The sequence below is a fragment of the Sulfuricella sp. genome, assembly GCA_041651995.1.
Taxonomy (GTDB): Bacteria; Pseudomonadota; Gammaproteobacteria; order Burkholderiales; family Sulfuricellaceae; genus Sulfurimicrobium.
Window position 1 is genome coordinate 916,265 of sequence record JBAZID010000001.1, and the last position, 22,028, is coordinate 938,292.

Sequence of the window (22,028 nt, forward strand, 5' to 3'; positions counted from 1 at the left end):
GTCCGTTACTTTTTCAGCACACTGAGGCGTCTGATGATCTGCTGCACTGCGTCACTCTGCATTTCGCGGTACAACAGGGCCTCTTCCTGTTCTTTGGCCAGCACCTGGGCATCGCTGAAAGACAAAACACGCTTCAGCTCCAGCTGCTGGGCCGGCATCAGATCAGTGCCCTTGCCGTCATGCAGGCGGAAGGACAAGCGGTAGTAGAGATCAAATTCGCCCACCCGGCCGCCACCCGTAAGGGACAGAATGCGTTTCTCGCGGCTCTCGCCCAGAATGACCAATATGGCCTGGGCCTCGCCCGGCGTTTGCGCTACGTGCACATTCGTGCCATGACGCAGGTAGCGCTGCAGGTCCGGCCCCAACTGGTTGCTGCCGCCTTGCACATAAATAGTCTCGAACGGGAGCTGGGCCGGCCCGCGCAAGTGAAAGCCGCATGCGCCCAACATCAACACCAGGGACAGGAGCAGAAGTTTTTTCATGGGTTAAACTACCACGTTAATCAGGCGGCCCGGCACGACAACCACTTTCTTTATCGCCTGACCTTCAATGAATTTGAGCACACCCGGGTTGGCAAGCGCTAACTTCTCTATTTCGTCCTTGCTGGCCGATTTTGCCACGGTCATGCTGCCGCGCAACTTGCCATTGACCTGCAGCATCAGCTCGATTTCATCCTGCACCAGCGCACTTTCATCCACCTTGGGCCATGGGGCGTCCAGAATATCGCTCCCAGGCTTCAACTCTGTCCAGAGGGCATGACTGATGTGCGGCACGATAGGGGCGAGCAGCAGCACCACCGCTTCAAGCGCTTCCTGCATCACCGCTCGCCCGGCCGGGCTGTGGTCATTGCTCTTGCCGAGCGCATTCATCAGCTCCATCACGGCCGCAATAGCCGTGTTGAACTGCTGCCGCCGGGCGTAGTCATCGCTCACTTTCTGTATGGTGCTGTGGAGCTGGAGGCGCAGCGATTTAAGATCGGGGCTCAAATCAGCACTGCCGGTCGATGCCACACCCTGCTGAACGTGCTCTGCAACCGCCTTCCATACCCGCTTGAGGAAGCGGAAAGCGCCTTCCACTCCGGCATCCGACCATTCCAGCTGCTGATCCGGCGGCGCGGCGAACATCATGAACAGGCGCGCGGTATCCGCACCATAAATATCGATCAGGGCCTGCGGGTCGATGCCGTTGTTCTTGGATTTGGACATCTTTTCCGTGCCGCCAATCACCACCGGCTGGCCGTCGGCTTTCAGGGTGGCGCTGACCGGGCGGCCCTTGTCATCCAGTTGCAGGTCTACCTCGGCAGGATTGAGGTACTGCTTCTTGCCTTCTCCAATCTCGCGGAAGAAGGTCGGCGCCACCACCATGCCCTGGGTCAGCAGCTTGGTGAACGGTTCATTGCATTCCACCAGGCCGACATCGCGCATCAGCTTGTTGAAAAAACGCGCATACAGCAGGTGCAGGATGGCATGCTCGATGCCGCCGATGTACTGATCCACCGGCAACCAGTATTTGGCCCGTTCATCAACCATGGCCTGGTCGTTGTCCGGATTGGCGTAGCGGGCGTAGTACCAGGACGATTCGACAAAAGTGTCCATGGTGTCGGTCTCGCGCTCGGCAGAACCACCACACTTCGGGCAGGTAGTCTGGTAAAACTCCGGCATTTTCTTGATCGGCGAACCGATTCCGATCTTCACATCCTCCGGCAATACCACCGGCAGGTCTTTTTCCGGCACCGGCACGTCGCCGCAGGAAGGGCAATGGATGATAGGGATCGGGCAGCCCCAGTAGCGCTGGCGCGAAATACCCCAGTCGCGCAGGCGGAACTGGGTGCGCTTTCCGCCCAGGCCCTTGGCCTGGAGGTCATCGGTGATGGCATCGAAGGCGGCCTGAAATGCCAGGCCGTTATATTTTCCCGAACAGACCAGCGCCCCGTGTTCCACATAAGGCGACTCCCGCTCCATCTGCATGGCAAACGCGTTGACCGCCTCGGTTATGTCTGCCGTGGACGCTGTCAGATCCGCCAGAATCTCGCTCAGGTAATGCAGCATCCCCAGGTGATTGATCGCCAGTTGATTGATGCTGACGCCCTGAGCTTCGAGCAGGTGAAGTAATTTTTCCCACTTTGCCAGTAATTCGCTGCTTGCAATCACGTGCTTGACCGGCAGGTCATACTTCATGGCAAACGCAAAATCCCGTTCGTCATGCGCCGGCACGGCCATGACCGCGCCCTCGCCATAACCCATCAGCACATAGTTGGCCACCCACACCGGCAATTTCTCGCCGCTCAGCGGGTGTATGACAAAACGGCCGGTGGGCATGCCTTTCTTGTCCATTGTCGCAAGGTCAGCCTCCGCAACACTGCCCTGTTTGCATTCCTCGATAAAGTGGGTGAGATCGAGATTTCCCATGGCGGCATCCGTGGCCAGCGGATGCTCGGCCGCCACCGCCACGTAAGTTGCCCCCATGAGGGTGTCCGGACGAGTGGTATAGACGCTCAGGGCGCCTTCACCTTCGGCATAGGGAAAATGCACTTCGGCGCCAAAACTCTTGCCGATCCAGTTCTTCTGCATGGTGCGTACCTGCTCGGGCCAGCCCGGCAAGTTGTCCAGCTCGCTCAGAAGTTCATCCGCATAAGCGGTGATCTTCATGAAATACATCGGAATTTCGCGTTTTTCCACCAGCGCGCCTGAACGCCAGCCGCGGCCGTCGATTACCTGCTCATTGGCGAGCACGGTATGGTCCACCGGATCCCAGTTCACCGTGGCCAGTTTTTTGTAGATCAGCCCTTTCTCGAACAGCCGGGTGAACAGCCACTGCTCCCAGCGATAATAGTCCGGCTTGCAGGTGGCCAGTTCGCGCGACCAGTCGATGGCCAGCCCAAGCGACTGGAGCTGACCACGCATGTAGTCGATGTTGGAATAGGTCCAGGCGGCAGGCGCCACATTATTGGCGATGGCTGCATTTTCGGCAGGCAGGCCGAAAGCATCCCATCCCATCGGTTGCAGCACGTTATAGCCCTGAAAACGGTGAAAGCGGGAAAGCACGTCGCCAATAGTGTAATTGCGCACGTGCCCCATGTGCAGCTTGCCCGAGGGGTAAGGAAACATGGACAGACAGTAATACTTGGGCTTGCCCGGAACTTCTTTCGCGCGGAACGCCTGAATCGAGTTCCAGTGCTGTTGCGCCTGATTTTCCACCGCGCCAGGGTTATAGAGGTTTTCCATGATTCTTGAATTAATTTAGATAGAAAAGTCGATGATTATACGCTGAAACCAGGTGCCCCATGCCCCCGCCAGCTAGTGACAAAACAGCCCCTTCGCGATTATACTGAAACATTCGTGTCATTTATTTTCGGGGATCCCAACCATGTCAATGAAACACCCAGTCGTCGCTGTTACAGGCTCTTCCGGCGCCGGCACTACCACCGTCAAAGTCGCTTTCCAGCACATTTTCGATCGCGAGAACATCACCGCTGCGGTAATCGAAGGCGACAGCATGCACTCCCTCGGCCGGGTGGAATTCAAGGAAGCCTCGAAAAAAGCGGAAGAAGCCGGCAACAATTTCTTCAGCCACTTTGGCCCGGAAGCGAACCACTTTGCGAAAATCGCAGATACCTTCAAAACCTACGGTGAAACCGGCACCGGCCAGAAGCGCTACTACATTCACTCCGACGCTGAAGCAGCGGATCTGAACGCGCGCCTCGGCACCAACCTGAAGGCGGGCGAGTTTACGCCCTGGGAAGGCATCCCGTCCGGCAGCGACCTGCTGTTCTACGAAGGCCTGCATGGCCTGGTCAAGGACGGCGATATCGATGCTTCGAAACATGTCGACCTGGGGGTGGGCGTGGTGCCCATCGTCAACCTGGAGTGGATCCAGAAAATTCATCGCGACGGCAAGGAGCGCGGCTACTCTGCCGAAGCCACCGTGCATACCATCCTGCGCCGCATGCCTGACTACGTGAACTACATCACGCCGCAGTTCTCCCAGACCCACGTCAACTTCCAGCGCGTGCCGACGGTGGACACCTCCAACCCGTTCATCGCCCGCGACATTCCGACGCCTGACGAAAGCTTCGTGGTGATCCGTTTCAGTGACCCCAAGGGCATTGATTTCCCTTATTACCTCAACATGATCCACGACTCCTTCATGTCGCGCCGCAACACCATCGTGGTTCCCGGCGGCAAGATGGGTTTTGCCATGGAAGTTATTCTGGCACCGATGATTCACAACCTGATCGAGAACAAGAAGAAAGCCTGATCCGGCTTGTTCTGAAAACCAAAAGGCCGGTTTATGCCGGCCTTTTTCATTGGTTAAGGGCTCGTTATTAATGACCTCTCCTCTGCTCCACGGACTGAACCCGGAACAGCTTGCCGCTGTCACCCTGCCGCATGAATCCGCCCTGATTCTGGCGGGCGCCGGCAGCGGCAAAACCCGGGTGCTGACCACCCGCATCGCCTACCTGATCCAGTCCGGCCAGGCCGGCCCCAGCAACATTTTCGCCGTCACCTTCACCAACAAGGCGGCGAAGGAGATGCTCACGCGCCTTTCGACGCTGCTGCCGATCAACACCCGGGGCATGTGGATCGGCACTTTCCACGGCCTCGCCAACCGCATGCTGCGGGCCCACCATCGAGAAGCCGGATTACCCGCCCTGTTCCAGATTCTCGATTCGGCGGACCAGCTGGGTGCGATCAAGCGGCTCCTGAAAGCGCTCAATATCGACGACGAGAAATACCCGCCCAAACAGCTGCAGCACTTCATCAACGGCGCCAAGGAACAGGGCCTGCGCGCCCACATGATCGAAGCCTTCGACCCCTACACGCGCAAGCAGCAGGAAATCTACGGCGCCTACGACGAACAGTGCCAGCGCGAAGGGGTGGTGGATTTCGCCGAGCTGCTGCTGCGCTGTTATGAGCTGTTGCAGCGCGAAGCACATTTGCGGCGCCATTATCAGGAGCGCTTCCGCCACATCCTGGTGGACGAATTCCAGGACACCAACCAGCTGCAATACCTGTGGCTCAAGCTGCTGGCCGGAGAGCAGGCCGCCGTTTTCGCGGTGGGCGATGACGACCAGTCGATTTATGCCTTCCGCGGCGCGCGGGTGGGCAACATGGCGGATTTTGAGCGCGATTTCCAGGTACGGCAGATCATTCGCCTGGAACAGAATTACCGTTCCCACGGCAATATTCTGGATGCGGCCAATGCGCTCATTCATCACAACCAGAGCCGTCTGGGCAAGAATCTGTGGACAGCGGAGGGCTCGGGCGAGCCGATCCGCCTGTTCGAGGCCAACAGCGATTTCGAGGAAGCCGCCTTCATCGTGGATGAAGTCCGGGCGCTGCAGCGCGAAGGGGTGGAACTCTCGAACATGGCCCTGCTATACCGCTCCAATGCCCAGTCGCGGGTACTGGAACATGCGCTGTTCAATGCCGGCGTCCCCTATCGCGTCTACGGCGGCCTGCGCTTCTTCGATCGTCAGGAAATCAAGCATGCCCTGGCCTACCTGCGCCTGCTCGCCAACCCGGACGACGATGGCGCATTGCTGCGGGTGATCAACTTCCCCACCCGGGGCATCGGGGCGCGCAGCCTGGAACAATTGCAGGAAATCGCACGGCAGGAAAATACCAGCCTGTGGCGCACCGCACAGCTCGGGCGGCTCGGCGGCAAGGCGGGCAACAGCATCACCGCATTCATCACCTTGATCGACTCCCTGCGCGCAGCTTGCGGCAGCCTGCCCCTGCCCGAGCAGATCGAGCACGTGCTGGAACATAGCGGCCTGATCGCCCACTACAAGGCGGAAAAGGAAGGCGCCGAGCGGCTGGAAAACCTGAACGAACTGATCAACGCTGCCGCCGGATTTGTCCTGGAGCATAGCGCGGAAAACGGCGAGAGCTCGCCAAATCCGCTTGCGGCTTTCCTGACCCATGCCTCGCTGGAAGCCGGAGAGCACCAGGCGGCGGCGGGGCAGGAGGCATTCCAGCTGATGACCGTGCATGCCGCCAAGGGGCTGGAATTTCATGCCGTATTTATCAGCGGACTGGAAGAAGGCCTTTTCCCGCACCAGAATGCGGCCCAGGAACGGGATGGACTGGAAGAAGAGCGGCGCCTGATGTATGTCGCGATCACCCGCGCACGGCGGCGCCTGTATCTCAGCCTGGCCAGCAGCCGCATGCTGCATGGCCAGTTGCGCTATGGCATCGCATCGCGCTTTCTCGATGAATTGCCCCCGGCGTTGCTGATACGCCTGAACCGTGCCGGCGCCAAAACCACCGAACCCATGATGCAGGCCAGCCAGGGCAAAGACCGGAGCGAGCCCGGATCAGCGTGGCACGTGGGGCAGGCCGTCTCGCACCCCAAGTTCGGGCCGGGTATTATTATCAACAGCGAGGGGCGCGGCGCGGACGCACGGGTTCAGGTGAGCTTCAGCCACTCCGGCGTGAAGTGGCTGGCTTTGGAATTCGCCAAGCTGGAGGCAGTCTGACAAAACTCGCGCGGCGAGTCTGCGCCCCTCTCCCCCGCAGGCGGGAGAGCGCCAGGAGAGAGGGGGTTCACGCTTCGTCCTGTATCTGGCCTGCGGCCACGAAGATATCCCGGTAGGCCGCATAAACGGAAGTGCCGAACAGTACCGGGATAACAGCGAGGAGGCCCAGACCAAAGGGTAGCGCGCCCAGCAGGAAGAGCAGGCTACCGGCCACGCCGAAAAGCGAAAAAGGCCAGATATTGCGCAGGCAGGCGGTAAAACTCGTCTTCATGGCTTGCGTAGCCGTCATGCGATCAAACAGCACCAGGGCGGGAGCAAACCAGAACGCCATGAGCAAGGGGATCAGCAAGCTCATGAGCAGCGCGCCCACGAGCATGAAATGGCGCACAACCAGCTCCAGTTGCGCGGGGTCCATACTCTCCAGGCTGGCAAAATCCACTTCCGGCATGGGGCCGATCGCGATTCCGGCCAGACCCATGGCAACCATGACCAGCAACATTTTTCCCGCCAGATAATACCCGCCTACCGCTGCCAGCTGCCCCGCACTGGAACGAAAACCTGCCAACAGGTGGCTGATTTCCATTTCTTCATCCAGCTCCAGCGCACGGCACCCCGCCATGAACCCGGCGATCAGGATAGGGTCCAGCAGCGCCGACCCGATTGCGCCAACCACTGGGATGGCAAAGGCCAGCACCAGTTCGACCACCATATAGATCATGAAAAACACAATCCAGATCAGCGGGCTCTTGGCATACAACTGGAAACCGGCCGTGATCCAGCGCCAGCCCTGTATTGCGGCGACGCCGCGCGGTTCTGGCGCATTGACGGGATTTGAAGCATTGATCGCCATATCTATTTAACCCAGGCCGCCTGCAACTGATCGTGGTTCGCCACATGCTGCTGCAGAATGCGGCGAAAATGCGCGGGGTCCTTGGCCTGGGTCAATTCACCGGGGCGCGGGAAATGAAAGTCATACAAACGCGAAAGCCAGAAGCGCAGCGCGCCTCCACGCAACATTGCCGGCCAGGCGCCGCGCTCAACCGCGGTCAGCGGACGGGTTGAGTGGTAGGCCTGCAACATGACCATCATGCGCGCACTATCAAATTCGCCGTTTGCTTCCACGCACCAATCGTTGACAGTAATGGCCAGGTCATAAAGCCAGACGTCATTGCAGGCAAAGTAAAAATCGATCAGGCCGCCAATGGCATCGCCCTTGAATAGCACGTTGTCGCGGAACAGGTCGGCATGGATCACGCCACGCGGCAGATCTTCGAAGCGATAGAGCGACTGGAAGCGCAACTCTTCTGTCAGCAGCGCGGCATCTTCGGGCGCCAGAAAAGGCATCACCTGGGGCGCGGTTGCATTCCACCAGCGCGGACCGCGTGGATTGGCCATTTGCGCGGGATAGGATTTACCTGCCAGGTGCATCGCGGCAAGCATTTCACCGACTTCCGCGCAATGTTGCGCACTCGGCTCGAGCAGCGATTTTCCTTCCAGGCAGCTGACGATGCACGCCGGCTTGCCATTGAGCTGGCCCAGGTAGCCATTGTCCAGGTTGGCTACCGGCGCGGGGCAGGGAATGCCATGCGTGGCAAGGTGCGCCATCAGGTTGATGAAATACGGCAGCTCATCGGCAGCCAGCTTCTCGAACAAGGTCAGCACATAGCGGCCATGGCTGGTGGTTACGAAATAATTGGTGTTTTCGATGCCGGCCGAAATACCCTGCAGATCCTGCAGGGTGCCGAGGGCATAGCCATGCAGCCAGTGCTCGAGCTGCTCCAAGGTAACAGTGGTAAAAACGGACATGAGGAAATCAGCCCCGTGGCTGCTTTAGGCTAGAACGATTTAAGCAGCCACATGGGCACCAGAATGCTGGGACTCACTTCACCCTGACGTACAAAATTACCCGTGCCTTTTTCATCTATCAGGTAATAAGGGACGCCATGCAGCGGCGTCACTTTCATCATGTAAAGCTTGCCATGCATGCGAAACTCCTCGATTTTGTCTTCGCCACGCCTGGTGATGGTCACCTGCGGCTCGAGGGCCAGGTCAGGCTCATATCCGGGAGGAGGCGCAGGCGGCTCGGGTAGCGGCTGCAGCCCGGCAGGCGGCGCGGCAGTATCTGCAAGCGCAGGAAGGGCACACAGCAACAACAGGGGAAGGAAACGGCGCATAGCAATTCCTGGAGGAAAGGTTGAAGGCGGATTATAGCGCTTGCCGCCGCAAGCGATAAGCGCCTTGATGAATCGAAGCCTAATAATTGTTACAAGCGGAGCTGAATCTCCTGCTCCGCCACGGTCGGCTCGAAACCACTGGTCTCGTAGTGCTTGAAAATCGCCGCCACGATGGCATCGGGATCATCGATGATCTGGATCAGGTCGAGATCCTCCGGATTGATCGTTTTTTCCGCCACCAGCGTCTTGCCGAACCAGCTGACCAGGTCGCGCCAGTAGGCTTCGCACACCAGGATGATGGGAATGCGGCGGGTTTTCCCGGTCTGCACCAGGGTTAGCGCCTCCATCAGTTCATCCAGGGTGCCGAACCCGCCGGGCATCACCACATAAGCCGTGGCAAACTTGACGAACATCACCTTGCGCGCAAAGAAATGGCGAAAAGTCTGGCTGATATCCTGATAGGGGTTGGTATGCTGCTCGTGAGGAAGCTGGATATTGAGGCCGACACTGGGGGAAGTTCCAAAGAAGGCCCCCTTGTTGGCGGCTTCCATGATGCCAGGGCCGCCGCCCGAAATGACGGAAAAACCGGCATCCGACAATTTCCGGGCAATCTGCTCGGCGAGCTGGTAATAGGGATGGTCTGGCGGAGTGCGTGCGCTGCCGAAGATACTGACTGCCGGCCGGATCGAGCTCAGACGTTCGGTGGATTCGACAAACTCTGCCATAATCTCGAACACTCGCCACGACTCCCGTGCCGAATAAGCCTGCGACAAGATGTCCGGATCCAGTGGCTTGGGTAGTTTTTCTTCTGCATTCATGTTGATGGTCTTTCTCGCCTATGAAAACACTGCTGCTGGTTGACGCCTCATCCTACCTTTATCGCGCATTCCATGCCTTGCCCGACCTGCGCAACCGGCATAACGAACCGACCGGGGCGATTTACGGCGTTCTCAACATGCTGCGCCGTCTGCATCAGGATTACCAGGCCGATTATAGCGCCTGCGTGTTCGACGCAAAAGGCAAGACTTTCCGCGACGAGCTTTACCCCGAATACAAGGCCCACCGGCCCTCCATGCCGCCCGATCTCGCGGCCCAGATCGAACCGCTGCATGACAGCATCCGCGCCATGGGCTGGCCGCTGCTGGCGGTGGAGGGGGTCGAGGCGGATGACGTGATCGGTACGCTGGCACGGATGGGCGCACAGGCCGGAATGCGCGTGGTGATTTCCACCGGGGACAAGGATATCGCACAGCTGGTGAACAACCAGGTCAGCCTGATCAACACCATGTCCAACGAAGCGCTGGACGAAGCCGGTGTAATGGCGAAGTTCGGCGTGCCGCCGGAGCGCATCGTGGATTACCTGACCCTGATCGGCGACAGTTCTGACAACGTTCCCGGCGTGGAAAAGGTCGGACCCAAAACGGCGGTGAAGTGGCTGACGCAGTACCAAACTCTGGATAAGCTGGTGGCCCATGCCGGGGAGATCGGCGGCGTGGTGGGCGAGAATCTGCGCAATACGCTGGACTGGCTGCCCAGGGCACGCGAACTACTCACCATCCGCTGCGACGTACCCTTGCCGCTCAAGCTGGAAGAGCTGTCCGCCAGCCCGCAGGACAGCGCCCGCCTGGCGGAACTGTATGAACGTCTCGAATTCAAGACCTGGCTGAAAGAGCTGTCAGCTGTCAGCTCTCAGCTCTCAGCCGACAGCAAACCACCGGCCGAAACGCGCTACGATTGCATTCTGAGCGAAGCACAACTGGAACAATGGCTGGCCCGGCTGGAGCAGGCCGAACTGGTCAGCGTGGACACCGAAACCACCAGCCTTGACCCGATGCGCGCACGGCTGGTGGGCATCTCTTTTGCCATCACGCCACACGAGGCGGCGTATCTGCCTTTGTCGCATCATTATGCCGGGGTGCCCCGGCAGCTCGATTTCGAGCGCACCCTGCAACGCCTCAAACCATGGCTGGAGAATCCATCCAGAGCCAAGGTGGGGCAAAATCTCAAGTACGACAGCCATGTTTTTGCCAATCATGGCATTGCCCTGCAGGGCATCTTTCATGACACCCTGCTGCAATCCTACGTGGTGGAAAGCCACAAACCGCACGATATGGATTCGCTGGCATCGCGCCACCTCGGGGTGAAAACCCTGACTTATGCCGAAGTCGCTGGCAAGGGCGCCAAACAGATCGGTTTTGATGAAGTCGATCTCGATACCGCCACCCGTTATGCGGCGGAAGACGCGGACATCACCCTGCAATTGCACCACAGCCTGTACCCACAGATCAGCCCGGATGCCGGGCTGGAATATGTGTATCGGGCAATCGAAGTGCCGGTTTCGCAGATTTTGTTTCACGTGGAACGCAATGGCGTGCTGATCGACAGCAACCTGCTGGCCAGGCAAAGCCGGACGCTGGGAGAAAAGCTGCTGGCCCTGGAGCAGGGCGCCCACCAGCTTGCCGGGCAACCGTTTAACCTCAACTCGCCCAAACAGATTCAGGAAATCCTGTTCGGCCAGCTCGGACTGCCGGTCAGGAAAAAAACCCCGGGCGGCACGCCCTCCACTGACGAAGATGTGTTGCAGCAACTGGCGGAGGATTACCCGCTACCGAAACTGCTGCTGGAATACCGCGGCCTGGCCAAGCTCAAATCGACCTATACCGATAAACTGCCGCGCATGGTGGACCCCGCAACTGGACGCGTGCACACCAGCTATAACCAGGCGGTCGCGGTCACCGGACGGCTCTCCTCGACCGACCCCAACCTGCAGAACATCCCGGTGCGCAGCGAAGAAGGGCGGCGCATACGCGAAGCCTTCATCGCGCCGCCGGGCAGCCGCATCATCTCGGCCGACTACTCGCAAATCGAGCTGCGCATCATGGCGCATCTTTCGGGCGATAAAAGCCTGCTGCGCGCTTTCGCGGCGGGGGAGGATATTCACCGCGCCACGGCGGCAGAGATTTTCGCCTGCACCCCGATTGAAGTCACCCCCGAGCAGCGCCGCTACGCCAAGGTGATCAACTTCGGCCTGATCTACGGCATGTCGGCTTTCGGCCTGGCGAGCCAGCTAGGGATCGAACGCGGCGCCGCTCAAGCCTACATGGACCGTTATTTCGCCCGTTACCCCGGCGTGGCCGACTACATGGCCCGTACCCGCGACATGGCCCGGCAGCAGGGCTACGTGGAAACCGTTTTTGGCCGCCGCCTGTGGCTGCCGGACATCAAGGGTGGCAACGGGCCACGCAAACAGGCCGCCGAGCGCGCCGCCATCAACGCGCCGATGCAGGGCACGGCCGCCGACCTGATCAAGCTGGCGATGATTGCGGTACACCAATGGCTACAGGACAACCGGATGAAAACCCTGCTGGTGATGCAGGTGCACGACGAACTGGTGCTGGAAGTGCCGCAAGACGAACTGGCCGCGGTACGGCAGGCGTTGCCCGGCTTGATGTGCAATGTTGCGAATCTTGCCGTGCCGCTGGTCGCGGAAGTGGGTGAGGGCGCCAACTGGGAGCAGGCGCACTAATAGGATTATTTGCGCCAGAAAGCCGGGGTGAAAACAATCAGCAGGGTGAACAGCTCCAGCCGGCCCAGCAGCATGGTGAAAGTACACACCCAGGTCTGGAAGTCGGTCAGCACCGCATAGGTCGTCGCCGGCCCCACCTGATTCAATCCCGGGCCGGTATTGTTGATCGTGGCCACGACGGCGGAAAAGGCGGTGATCATGTCCAGGCCCGAGGCCGTCATCAGCAGCGTCAGGGAAACGATGCTCACGATATAAATAAACAAGAATGCGAGCACCGCGTAGATGATCTTGTTTGGCACCACCATGCCGCCCAGCTTGGTGGGCATGACTCCATTTGGATGCAGCAATTTTTTCATTTCCCGGTACACCTGCTTGTACAGGATCTGGGCGCGGATCATTTTGATCCCGCCGCCCGTGGACCCGGAACTGGAAGCGAAACTGCTCAGAAACAGCATCCACAAAGGCGCAAAAATTGGCCACAAATTGAAATCCGTATTAGCGAAGCCGGTTGTGGTCGCGATCGACACGGTATTGAAGGCCGCAAAACGCAGCGCCGTCAGGAAATCCGCATACACCCCCATCCCCTGCAAATAGGCGGCAAGGCCCGCCGCGCTAAGCAAGGTCACGCCCAGGAACATTCCGGCCTCGGGGTCGTGGCGATAGGAAGTGAAACTCCGGCCGCGCCAGGCCATGAAATGCGTGGCGAAATTGATACCGGCAATGAGCATGAACACGATGGTGACCGCTTCGATCCGCGGTGAATCGAAATAGCCAAAACTGGCGTCGTGGGAGGAAAACCCGCCCAGCCCCATGGTTGAAAAAGAGTGAATGACCGCATCGAACCAGTCCATTCCGGCCCAGCGAAATGACAGCATGCAGGCCACGGTAATGCCCGCGTAAACCAGCCACAGACCCTTGGCGGTTTCGGTAATGCGCGGCGTCAGCTGACTGTCCTTCATCGGCCCCGGCGTTTCCGCCTTGTAGAGCTGGCGGCCACCGATGCCGAGGAGCGGGAGCACCGCCACCGCCAGCACGATCAGGCCCATGCCGCCCAGCCAGACCAGCTCGGTGCGCCAGAAATTAATCGAGGGCGGCAGCTTGTCAAGGTCGGACAATACCGTCGCCCCAGTGGTGGTAAGACCGGAAATCGTTTCGAAATAGGCGTCAGTAAAGCTCAAGCCGGGCAAATAAATCATCAGGGGAATGGTGGCAAAGGCCGCCAGAGAAGACCAGATCAACACCACCAGAAGGAACCCGTCGCGTATTTTAAGCTCGCGCTTGGCGTGGCGAGTTGACCACCAGGTCAGCAAACCGGCACCAAAGGTCGTGACCATGGCTTCATCATAGGCGGTCAAGGCGCCGTCCTGAAGCCACCAGGAAAGCGCCAGCGGCGCCAGCATGGTCAGACTGAACAACATGGTGACCATGCCCAGCACGTGCAAAATTGGGAAAAACCGGCTCATCAGAAGAACCCGATATCGACCTGGAACAGCTTCTCGACCTTGGAAATCATCTGCTTGTTGACCACGAACAGGATGACATGATCCTCGCTCTCGATCATCGTGTCGTGGTGCGCGATAATGACCTGCTCGCCGCGCACGATGGCGCCGATGGTGGCCCCGCGCGGCAGCTTGATCTGCTCCACGCGCCGTCCCACCACCTTTGAGGTCCTGGCATCGCCATGGGCAATCGCCTCCAGCGCCTCAGCCGCGCCACGGCGCAGGGAATGCACCACCGCCATGTCGCCGCGCCGCACATGTGCCAGCAGGCTGCCAATGGTGGCCTGGGCAGGAGAAATGGCAATGTCGATGCGGCCGCTTTCCACCAGATCCACGTAAGCGCTGCGGTTGATCAGGGCGATCACCTTGCGCGCGCCCATGCGCTTGGCGAGCAGGGCGGACATGATGTTATTCTCGTCGTCGTTGGTGAGCGCGCAGAAAACATCCATGTCCTCGATATTTTCGGCTTGAAGCAGATCAGGATCAGTCGCGTCACCGAACAGAACCAGGGAACTGTTGAGCTCGGCGGCGAGACGCTCGCAATTTTTCTTGTTGTGATCAATCAGCTTGACCTGGTAACGCTGCTCCAGGCTTTTTGCCAGGCGGCGCCCGATATTGCCGCCACCGGCAATCATCACCCGCTTTGCCGCCTTGTCGAGCTGGCGCATTTCGCGCATGACCACGCGAATGTTTTCAGCCGCCGCGACGAAGAACACCTCGTCTTCCGCCTCGATAACCGTTTTACCTTCCGGAATAATGGGGCGGTCTTTGCGGAAAATCGCTGCCACCCGCGTATCGATGTGCGGCATGTGCTGGCGCAGGGACTGCAGCTCGTGGCCCACCAGGGGTCCGCCGTGGACGGCATTGACCGCGGCCAGGCGCACCTTTCCCCCGGCAAAGTCCAGCACCTGAAGCGCTTCCGGATATTCGATCAGTTTGTAAATGTAATCCTTCAGCACTTCTTCCGGGCTGATGATGTAATCCACGGAAAAGTTATCCGCCGAGCAAATGCTGTCTTTCTGCTGGAGGTAATCGGTGCAACGAATCCGCGCGATTTTGGTGGGCGTGTTGAACAGCGTGGCAGCCAGCTTGCATGCCACCAGATTGGTTTCATCGCTCTGCGTTACCGCCAGCAGCATGTCGGCATCTTCGATTCCGGCCTGGCGCAATACCGATGGATGAGAGCCAAAGCCATGCACGGTGCGCAGATCGAAGCGATCCTGCAGATTCTGCAGCTTGGCCGCATCGATGTCCACGACCGTAATATCGTTGGACTCCCGCACCAGATTTTCTGCTACGGAAGCACCCACCTGGCCGGCGCCAAGAATCACGATTTTCACTGGTGGAATACCTGAAAAGAAGGGAAAGAAGGGGAAGGGGCGATTTTATACCTTTAACCCCCCGACAGCCAGCGGCTTGCTATTCCTTGCGGGAAAACTTCATTCCCAGCTGTTTCAGCTTGCGATACAAGTGGGTGCGTTCGAGGCCGACATTTTCTGCCACCCGGCTCATGTTGCCCCCTGCCTTGGCAATATGGTGCTCGAAATAGGCGCGCTCGAAAATATCGCGCACCTCGCGCAAAGGCATATCCAGCGGCAAGCCAAGCGGCTCCTCCGCAATTTCGGCGGGGCCGGACTGGGCCAGCACCCGGCTCACATCCTGATGCGAGATTTCCTCATTCAGGCTGGTCAGCGCCAGGGTTTTCACCACATTATTGAGTTGCGCCAGGTTACCTGGCCAGTTGTCGTTGCGCAGGGTATTCAGAGCGGCAACGCTGAAATGGCGCGGTGGCGCTTCTTTCGACTCCACATATTTTTCCAGGATGCGGTTGGCCAGATCGGGTATATCCTCGCGATGGTCGCGCAGTGCCGGCATGCTCAGCGTCAGCCCGCTCAGATCCTGATACAGCCCGGCATCAAACCCCCCTTGCTCCACCATGGCGGGCAAGGTATCACTCGCGGCGCACACCAGTCGCACATTGCTTTTTTCCAGCTTGCTCAGCACAAACTGCAGGCCCTTTTGCTCCTGCTTGTTGAGCGTGGCTATTTCTGCCACGAACAACACGCCATCGCGGGCCTGCGCCAATACATCCAGCGGCTCTCCCGTCAGCCATGCCGTACTTTCCGGGGCCACGAACGGCGTATTGGGCCGGTGCAGGAAGCGCGCGCACAACTCTGCACCGCCGCCCCTTTCGGTCAGAAGCAGAAGGGGGGTGCTGAGGTTCACCACCTGTTCAAGCCTTTGCTCAAACTCCCGCACCACGGCGCTCTTGCCCAGGCGGGACAAACCCAGGCCGCTGTGAACCTCGGCCTCGCCACGCTTCAGGGCACGCTTCACGGTGGACAGCAGCTTCTGCAAGGCAATCGGTTTTTCAAGAAAATCAAATGCGCCGATGCGCGTGGCCTCGACTGCGGTATCTATCGTCCCGTGGCCCGACATCATCACGACCGGCATGGTCAGCAGGCCCGCGCTTGCCCACTCCTTGAGGAGGGTAATTCCATCGCTGTCCGGCATCCAGATATCGAGCAACACCAGCTCGGGGCGGCCTTGCGCACGAATCTCGCGCGCTGCCGTGGCATTTTCCGCCAGCTTGACCTGATAACCTTCATCTTCCAGAATTTCACGCAACAATTCGCGAATTCCCGCTTCGTCATCCACCACCAGTATCTGATTGGTGTTCATTAGCTCATTTCTCCTGCGCACGGTAGCTGGATGCATACCCGCGCCCCGTGCGGCTCAATATTCTGTACCAGTATCCGGCCCTGATGTTCATCCACGATTTTTTTCACGATCGCCAGGCCCAGCCCGGTTCCTTTCGGCTTGGTGGTCACATAGGGCTCAAACAGGCGGCCCATCAGCGCCTCCGGAAACCCTTTGCCATTATCCTCAATCGACCAGCGCACCGAGGATCCATCCACCCGTTCGGTGCGCACCCTGATCTCGGCCTGAGGCAGATCGGCCAGAGCATCCTCGGCATTGCGCATCAGATTATGCATGACCTGACGCAGCAGGGCGGCATCCCCGTTCACCACGGGCAGATCCGGCGCCAGTGCGACATCAACATGCACGCCCGAGGATTCATACAGCGTGAGCACTTCCCGCACCAGCTGATTCAAATCCAGTCGCGCCAGGTTGAGCTGGGGTGAGCGCGCGTATTCGGCAAATGCATCCACCATGCTTTTCAGCGCCGCCACCTGGTTCACGATGGTATGGGTGGAACGGGACAGTATTTCGGCATCACTTGCATTCAGCTTGTCTGCCAGCTTGTGCTCCAGGCGCTCGGCGGAAAGCTGGATCGGCGTCAGGGGGTTCTTGATCTCATGCGCCAGACGCCGCGCCACCTCGCCCCATGCCGCATCCCGCTGGGCCTGCAGCAGGTGAGTGATGTCGTCGAAAACCACCACATAACCATTGTCCACCGGGCCGGGCAGGCGGGTGCCGCGCACCAGCAGGACCTGCTTGCCGGCGCTTCCGGCAAACTCGATCTGCTGCCGCCATTCCTTGTGGTCGGATGCTTCGAACTGCTGCACGACCACATGCGCCAGCGGCTGCAAGACGATGTCGCGGCTGCCCCAGGAGAGTAGCGGCAGGCCACGCATGACGCTCAAATCTGTTCCCAGAATCTCGCCTGAGCGCGGATTGGCGCCGCGCAGGTGCAATTTTTCATCGAAGGTCAGCACCCCGGAAGAGAGGTGCGCCAGGATGCTTTCCAGATAGACCTTGGCGGCTTCCAGCTGCTGCTGTTTTTTCTCCACCGCCGCGCTCGCATCCGCCAGCTGGCGCGTCATGCGGTTGAACGACAGGGTCAAGGCGCCGAGTTCATCCCGGCTTTGCACCGGGTTGATCTGGGTAAAATCGCCCTTGGCAATGGCGCGCGTGCTTTCCGCCAGCAAACCCAGCGGCGCAGATAGTTTTTGCGACAGCACAAACGCCAGCGCGATCGCGGAAAGCAGCGCCAGCAGCAGGGTCAGCGTCAGGGTCATGCCGTAAATGCGCTTCAGGCCAAGGCGGGAAAAAGAAAGCTCCTGATAGTCGCGGTAGACCGCCTGCACTGCCTCTGCATCGCTGGCCAGCCTTTTGGGCACCGGCTGCAAGAGCTGCAGAATCCGCATATCCTCGCTCAGGGTGAGCACATTGACGGGTACCACCACGCGCAAATACAAACCCTTTCCGGCAATCGGTTCAATCACGCTGAAAGGCTGCTGCTGGCGCACCTGACGCATGACGGAAGCGCTTGGCATGTCCGGCAGGAAACTGGCGTTTTCGCTACTCGAAACGGTCAGCACCTTGCCGCGCGAGCTGAACAGCGTGGCTTCCTGCACCCCGACCTGTTCGCGCAGGCGATTGAGCTGGGTCAGATGCTCACTGACCGGATTGTCCGCCAGCGCCAGCGCCATCACCTCGCCTTTCTTCACCAGATCCTGAAGCAGATTATCGAGAGCGCTCTGACCCAGACTCAGGCCGCTCTCGAGCGCGTTGTCCACGCGCACGTCGAACCAGGATTCGATACTCTTGTTGAGGAACTGTACCGATACGCCATACACCAGCGCCCCCGGCAGAAGCGCCATGAGGGCGAACATCCACAACAGGCGCAGCGTCAGCTTGGTACCGAATACGCGCTGCTTGAGCTTTTTCCACAACACCCATAGCTGGTAGCCCACCAGGCCCATCAATGCCAGCGCAACGCCGAGGTTGAGCACCAGCAGCAGGGTGAAATTCTGGGAAAAAGCGGCGGTGTTGCTACTGGCGCGGGAGAGAAGAAACAGCAGAACCGTGCCTAGTGCAACCGCCAGAAAAACTACATATTTCATCTATAATTCAAGGCGTTAACGTCCACTGAAACCATTCTGACTCCAGGCTCCAGTCCTTGGATGCCAGCGCATTTACCTGCAGCGGTTTGGGCAATTGGGACGCATCCAGCTTCATGCGCATCCGCGCTTCGTAGCTGTAGCGCTTTCTGAGCTGGGCTCGCTCCACCACTCGCCACTCCTGAATATGCCCCAGTTCACTCTTGAGTTCAGCCAGGGATGCAAAGCTCCTTTGCTGCTCCTGCTGCTGCAAGCGGTACTGTTTTGTCAGGGCATGATAGCTGATGCGCAATTGGCGCTGGACGCTGGAAATCGTTTCATCCAGCCAGTACCAGCGCGGGCGGTTAAGCTCGAACTCGACCACAAAATTAAGCGGGACCCCTTTGTTCAGGGCATCCTCGACCGCCTGGCTGAAGTTCAGCTCAACATCCGCCCTGAGCTGATAAACCTCATCCACCATGTCCAGTTCCGCCGTCTTGACCATAATTCCGGTTTCCGCACGGACGCTGGCCGCCATGCAAAACAGCAGCATGACAAGCAAGCGAAGAATGCTAGATTTTGGCGAGAAGGGCGTAATAAAAGCCATCATGTTCACGATCGGGTAATAGTTGCAGATCCTGCTCCACTCTATCCGGCAAGGAGAGACGCCGGACGTCGGTGTGGCGTGCCATAAAAGCCTGGATCTGCTGCTGATTTTCTTCGGCAAATACGGAACAGGTAACGTACAGCAATTTACCACCTTGCTCCAGGCAATGCCACAAGGCATCCAAGATAAGCGCCTGTTGCCCGGCAAACTGTGCGATATCGCCCTCGCGACGCAGCCATTTGATGTCGGGGTGACGCCGCACCACGCCGGAAGCGCTGCATGGCACATCCGCCAGAATGCGCTGGAATGTCTGACCATTCCACCACTGAGATGGCTGCGATGCATCGCCTGCCACGCATTTGGCATGCAAGCCCAGACGGACCAGATTCTGCTCCACCTTCTGTAAACGCCGGGTATCGTGATCCAGCGCGACCAGCTCCACATCAGCCAGCTCAAGCAGGTGCGCTGTCTTGCCGCCGGGCGCCGCGCAGGCATCCAGCACCCGCATGCCATCTTTAACATCCAGCAAGCTTGCCGCAAGCTGCGCGCCTCCATCCTGAACCGAGACCAGCCCCTGGCTGAAGCCGGGCAACTTGTCGACCGCCTGCGGCCGCTCCAGCAGGATGCCGGACGCCCCCACCGCACGGGCAGCAATCCCGGCCTCGGCGAGTTGCTGCAAATAGGCCTCCACGCTGCCCTTGCGACGGTTCACCCGCAAAATCATGGGAGGATGCTGATTGCCGGCCGCCAGGATTTGCTCCCACGCCTGCGGATACTCGCGGCGCAGCTTGTCGATCCACCACTGGGGGTGGGAAAAGCGCCCTTCGTCACTGGAGGCCGCATCTGACAGTAAGCGCTCACGCTGTCGAAGGAAGTTGCGCAGGACCGCATTCACCAGGCCTTTGGCGGAAGTCTTGCGCAGCACCTGGGTGGTCTTTACTGCATGATCCACCGCAGCGTGCGGTTGGATCTGGGTGTAAGCCAGCTGGTAAAGCGCCACCAGCAGCAGGCAGCGGATGCTTTCGTCTTGCAGCGGTTTTTGCAGCAGCCTGGCGAGGATGGCCTGCAACGGGCCATAATGGCGCAGTGTTCCATAGCTCAAATCCTGGAGCATGGCACGTTGCTGGGGCGTCATCTTGGCGTTTCGCTCGAATGTCGCCTGCAGCACCTGATTCAGGTTGCGCCCGGCAAATACCTGGGCAATGGCCGTGCTCGCCAGTGGCTGAACGTCACGCAACGCCGCGCACCATGGACATCAAATGCGCGCCCCTCTTTTTAGTCGAGGGATGGATATCGAGCAGGGCCACGACGGCAGCCATCAGGGTCGTTGTCTTGAGCCAGTTCCCCAGCATTGCCAGTCCTTCATATTAAAGATTAACCCATTACAAAATGGGGCAATACCAAGATAAATTCAAATATCGAAACGATCGCCCGCCGCCACCGGGTTGCCTTGCAGAAACTGGGCTGCGGGCAGGCGCTTTCCGCCCGCCTTTTGCATCTCCTGCAACAGCAGGGCGCCCTTGCCGCAGGCCACCAGCAAACCGTCCCGGTCGGCTCGCAATACCTCGCCCGGCTGCCCGGCTTCATTTTGCATGGCCGAGCGCCAGATACGCCAGACTTCGCCCTTAAAAGAGCCCTGGGCGACCGGGAAGGGGTTGTAGGCACGCACGGCGCGCTCCAGCTCTCGTGCCGGGAGCGTCCAGTTCAGCCGCGCCTCGGCCTTGCTGAGCTTGGCGGCGTAAGTGGCCAGACTGTCATCCTGGGCCTGGCTCGGCAAAGACCCGTGCTGTGCCTGCCGCAGGGCCGACACAATGCTTTCCGCGCCCAGCTTGGCCAGCTTGTCATGCAGGGTCTGGGCCGTTTCCATCCCCTCGATGGCGACGGGGAAACGCAGTAACACCGGTCCGGTATCCAGTCCGGCATCCATCTGCATGATGGAAATACCGGTCTCGTTATCGCCTGCGAGAATCGCCCGTTGAATAGGCGCGGCTCCACGCCAGCGGGGCAGCAACGAGGCGTGGATATTAAGGCAACCCAGGCGCGGAATGGCCAGTACTTCGCGCGGCAGGATCAATCCATAAGCCGCAACGATCATGGCATCGGCCTGCACATTCGAGAGTTGAACCTGGGTTTCTGGCTGTTTCAGGCTGGTTGGCTGCAACACAAGCAAGCCATTGGCCAGCGCCAACTGCTTGACGGGGCTCATGGCCAAACTCATTCCCCGCCCGGCTGGCCGGTCCGGTTGCGTCAACACCAGCGCGATTTCATGGCCGGCACGTAACAATGCTTGCAAGGCTTGCGCGGCAAACTCCGGTGTACCGGCAAAAATCAGCTTCATTACATGGTCTCGCGCTGCAGCTTCTGCAGCTTTATCTTGATCCGTGTCTGTTTCAGGCGAGAAAGGTGTTCAACAAAAACTTTCCCCTCGAGGTGGTCAATTTCATGTTGAATGCATACCGCCAGCAGCCCATCGGCATGAAGCGTGAATGACTTCCCGTTACGATCAAGCGCCTCTACCGTGATACGCTCGGCACGGGTAACTTTTTCGTAAATGCCAGGAACGGACAAACATCCCTCCTCGCGCTCGCCAGCACCGTCAAGCGCAATAATCCTTGGATTGATGAGCACCATTAGCTTGTCATGGGATTCGGAAATGTCGACCACAATGACCCGCTTGTGCACATTCACCTGGGTAGCGGCCAGGCCAATTCCCGGCGCGGCGTACATGGTCTGCGCCATATCGTCGATCAATTTACGGATTTCCGCATTAACTTCCTTGACCGGGGAGGCGACCGTATGCAGCCGTTGATCAGGGTAATGCAGGATCGATAAAAGGGCCATAATTGCTTGCCTATTTAATTAATTACATGCAGAATTTAATTTAAAACCTAAGTCCGGCCAGACGGGTTGGCCGATACACAGAACTTCTGAATATAGCAAAGCAGAAAAGTTCT

18 protein-coding genes are annotated in these 22,028 nt (G+C 59.1%); 3 read left to right on the plus strand and 15 right to left on the minus strand.

The features are described from left to right. Window positions 1–5: 5 nt before the first annotated feature. Together lptE and leuS are read right to left on the minus strand one after the other, a co-directional pair. Window positions 6–482 carry an LPS assembly lipoprotein LptE gene (gene lptE, locus WC392_04445; GenBank protein ID MFA5241612.1) on the minus strand — a complete coding sequence of 159 codons (477 nt, stop codon included), beginning with the start codon at window positions 480–482 and terminating at the stop codon, window positions 6–8. A 3-nt stretch (window positions 483–485) separates the two neighbouring features. Next, the gene (leuS, locus tag WC392_04450; protein ID MFA5241613.1) at window positions 486–3,224 is read right to left on the minus strand and encodes a leucine--tRNA ligase; all 2,739 of its coding nucleotides are present in this window, start codon (window positions 3,222–3,224) and stop codon (window positions 486–488) included. Between the two features lie 142 nt (window positions 3,225–3,366). Between leuS and WC392_04455 the strand changes: the two genes are divergently transcribed. Both WC392_04455 and uvrD read left to right on the plus strand, forming a co-directional pair. Continuing rightward, entirely contained in the window at window positions 3,367–4,257 is an 891-nt protein-coding gene (locus tag WC392_04455; GenBank protein ID MFA5241614.1) for a phosphoribulokinase, read from the plus strand. Between the two features lie 70 nt (window positions 4,258–4,327). After that, the gene (gene uvrD, locus WC392_04460; GenBank protein MFA5241615.1) at window positions 4,328–6,481 is read left to right on the plus strand and encodes a DNA helicase II; all 2,154 of its coding nucleotides are present in this window, start codon (window positions 4,328–4,330) and stop codon (window positions 6,479–6,481) included. 67 nt (window positions 6,482–6,548) lie between these two features. Here the strand turns inward: uvrD and WC392_04465 are convergent, their stop codons facing one another. The 4 genes from WC392_04465 to WC392_04480 form a co-directional block, all read right to left on the minus strand. After that, entirely contained in the window at window positions 6,549–7,331 is a 783-nt protein-coding gene (locus WC392_04465) for a BPSS1780 family membrane protein (GenBank protein ID MFA5241616.1), read from the minus strand. A 2-nt stretch (window positions 7,332–7,333) separates the two neighbouring features. Continuing rightward, window positions 7,334–8,287: a homoserine kinase gene (locus WC392_04470; GenBank protein ID MFA5241617.1), complete on the minus strand. Its 954-nt coding sequence runs from the start codon at window positions 8,285–8,287 to the stop codon at window positions 7,334–7,336. 29 nt (window positions 8,288–8,316) lie between these two features. Further along, a complete protein-coding gene (locus WC392_04475; GenBank protein ID MFA5241618.1) occupies window positions 8,317–8,655 on the minus strand; it encodes a DUF2782 domain-containing protein in 339 nt (112 codons plus the stop codon). 89 nt (window positions 8,656–8,744) lie between these two features. Beyond that, window positions 8,745–9,473: a TIGR00730 family Rossman fold protein gene (locus WC392_04480; protein MFA5241619.1), complete on the minus strand. Its 729-nt coding sequence runs from the start codon at window positions 9,471–9,473 to the stop codon at window positions 8,745–8,747. 20 nt (window positions 9,474–9,493) lie between these two features. On the opposite strand from WC392_04480, the gene polA reads away from it, so the two are divergent. Next, window positions 9,494–12,181, plus strand: coding sequence for a DNA polymerase I (polA, locus tag WC392_04485; protein ID MFA5241620.1), 2,688 nt, complete (start codon window positions 9,494–9,496; stop codon window positions 12,179–12,181). Window positions 12,182–12,186: 5 nt separating this feature from the next. On the opposite strand, the gene WC392_04490 is transcribed toward polA, so the two are convergent. The 9 genes from WC392_04490 to def all read right to left on the minus strand — a co-directional run bounded on the left by WC392_04490 (window position 12,187) and on the right by def (window position 21,915). Next, entirely contained in the window at window positions 12,187–13,644 is a 1,458-nt protein-coding gene (locus WC392_04490; protein MFA5241621.1) for a potassium transporter TrkG, read from the minus strand. Then, the gene (gene trkA, locus WC392_04495) at window positions 13,644–15,029 is read right to left on the minus strand and encodes a Trk system potassium transporter TrkA (protein ID MFA5241622.1); all 1,386 of its coding nucleotides are present in this window, start codon (window positions 15,027–15,029) and stop codon (window positions 13,644–13,646) included. The genes WC392_04490 and trkA overlap by 1 nt, the downstream gene beginning before the upstream one ends. Before the next feature lie 70 nt (window positions 15,030–15,099). Beyond that, a complete protein-coding gene (locus tag WC392_04500; protein ID MFA5241623.1) occupies window positions 15,100–16,362 on the minus strand; it encodes a sigma-54 dependent transcriptional regulator in 1,263 nt (420 codons plus the stop codon). Next, window positions 16,362–18,491: an ATP-binding protein gene (locus WC392_04505; GenBank protein ID MFA5241624.1), complete on the minus strand. Its 2,130-nt coding sequence runs from the start codon at window positions 18,489–18,491 to the stop codon at window positions 16,362–16,364. The genes WC392_04500 and WC392_04505 overlap by 1 nt, the downstream gene beginning before the upstream one ends. A 7-nt stretch (window positions 18,492–18,498) precedes the next feature. Then, window positions 18,499–19,005, minus strand: a complete 507-nt coding sequence (locus WC392_04510; GenBank protein MFA5241625.1) for a DUF4390 domain-containing protein — start codon at window positions 19,003–19,005, stop codon at window positions 18,499–18,501. A gap of 34 nt (window positions 19,006–19,039) precedes the next feature. Next, on the minus strand, window positions 19,040–20,311 hold the full coding sequence (gene rsmB, locus WC392_04515; protein MFA5241626.1) for a 16S rRNA (cytosine(967)-C(5))-methyltransferase RsmB: 1,272 nt from the start codon (window positions 20,309–20,311) through the stop codon (window positions 19,040–19,042). Then, window positions 20,304–20,426 carry a hypothetical protein gene (locus WC392_04520; GenBank protein ID MFA5241627.1) on the minus strand — a complete coding sequence of 41 codons (123 nt, stop codon included), beginning with the start codon at window positions 20,424–20,426 and terminating at the stop codon, window positions 20,304–20,306. The genes rsmB and WC392_04520 overlap by 8 nt, the downstream gene beginning before the upstream one ends. A 59-nt stretch (window positions 20,427–20,485) precedes the next feature. Then, window positions 20,486–21,412, minus strand: a complete 927-nt coding sequence (fmt, locus tag WC392_04525) for a methionyl-tRNA formyltransferase (protein ID MFA5241628.1) — start codon at window positions 21,410–21,412, stop codon at window positions 20,486–20,488. Continuing rightward, a complete protein-coding gene (def, locus tag WC392_04530) occupies window positions 21,412–21,915 on the minus strand; it encodes a peptide deformylase (GenBank protein ID MFA5241629.1) in 504 nt (167 codons plus the stop codon). Before def ends, fmt begins: the two co-directional genes overlap by 1 nt. Window positions 21,916–22,028: the final 113 nt, after the last annotated feature.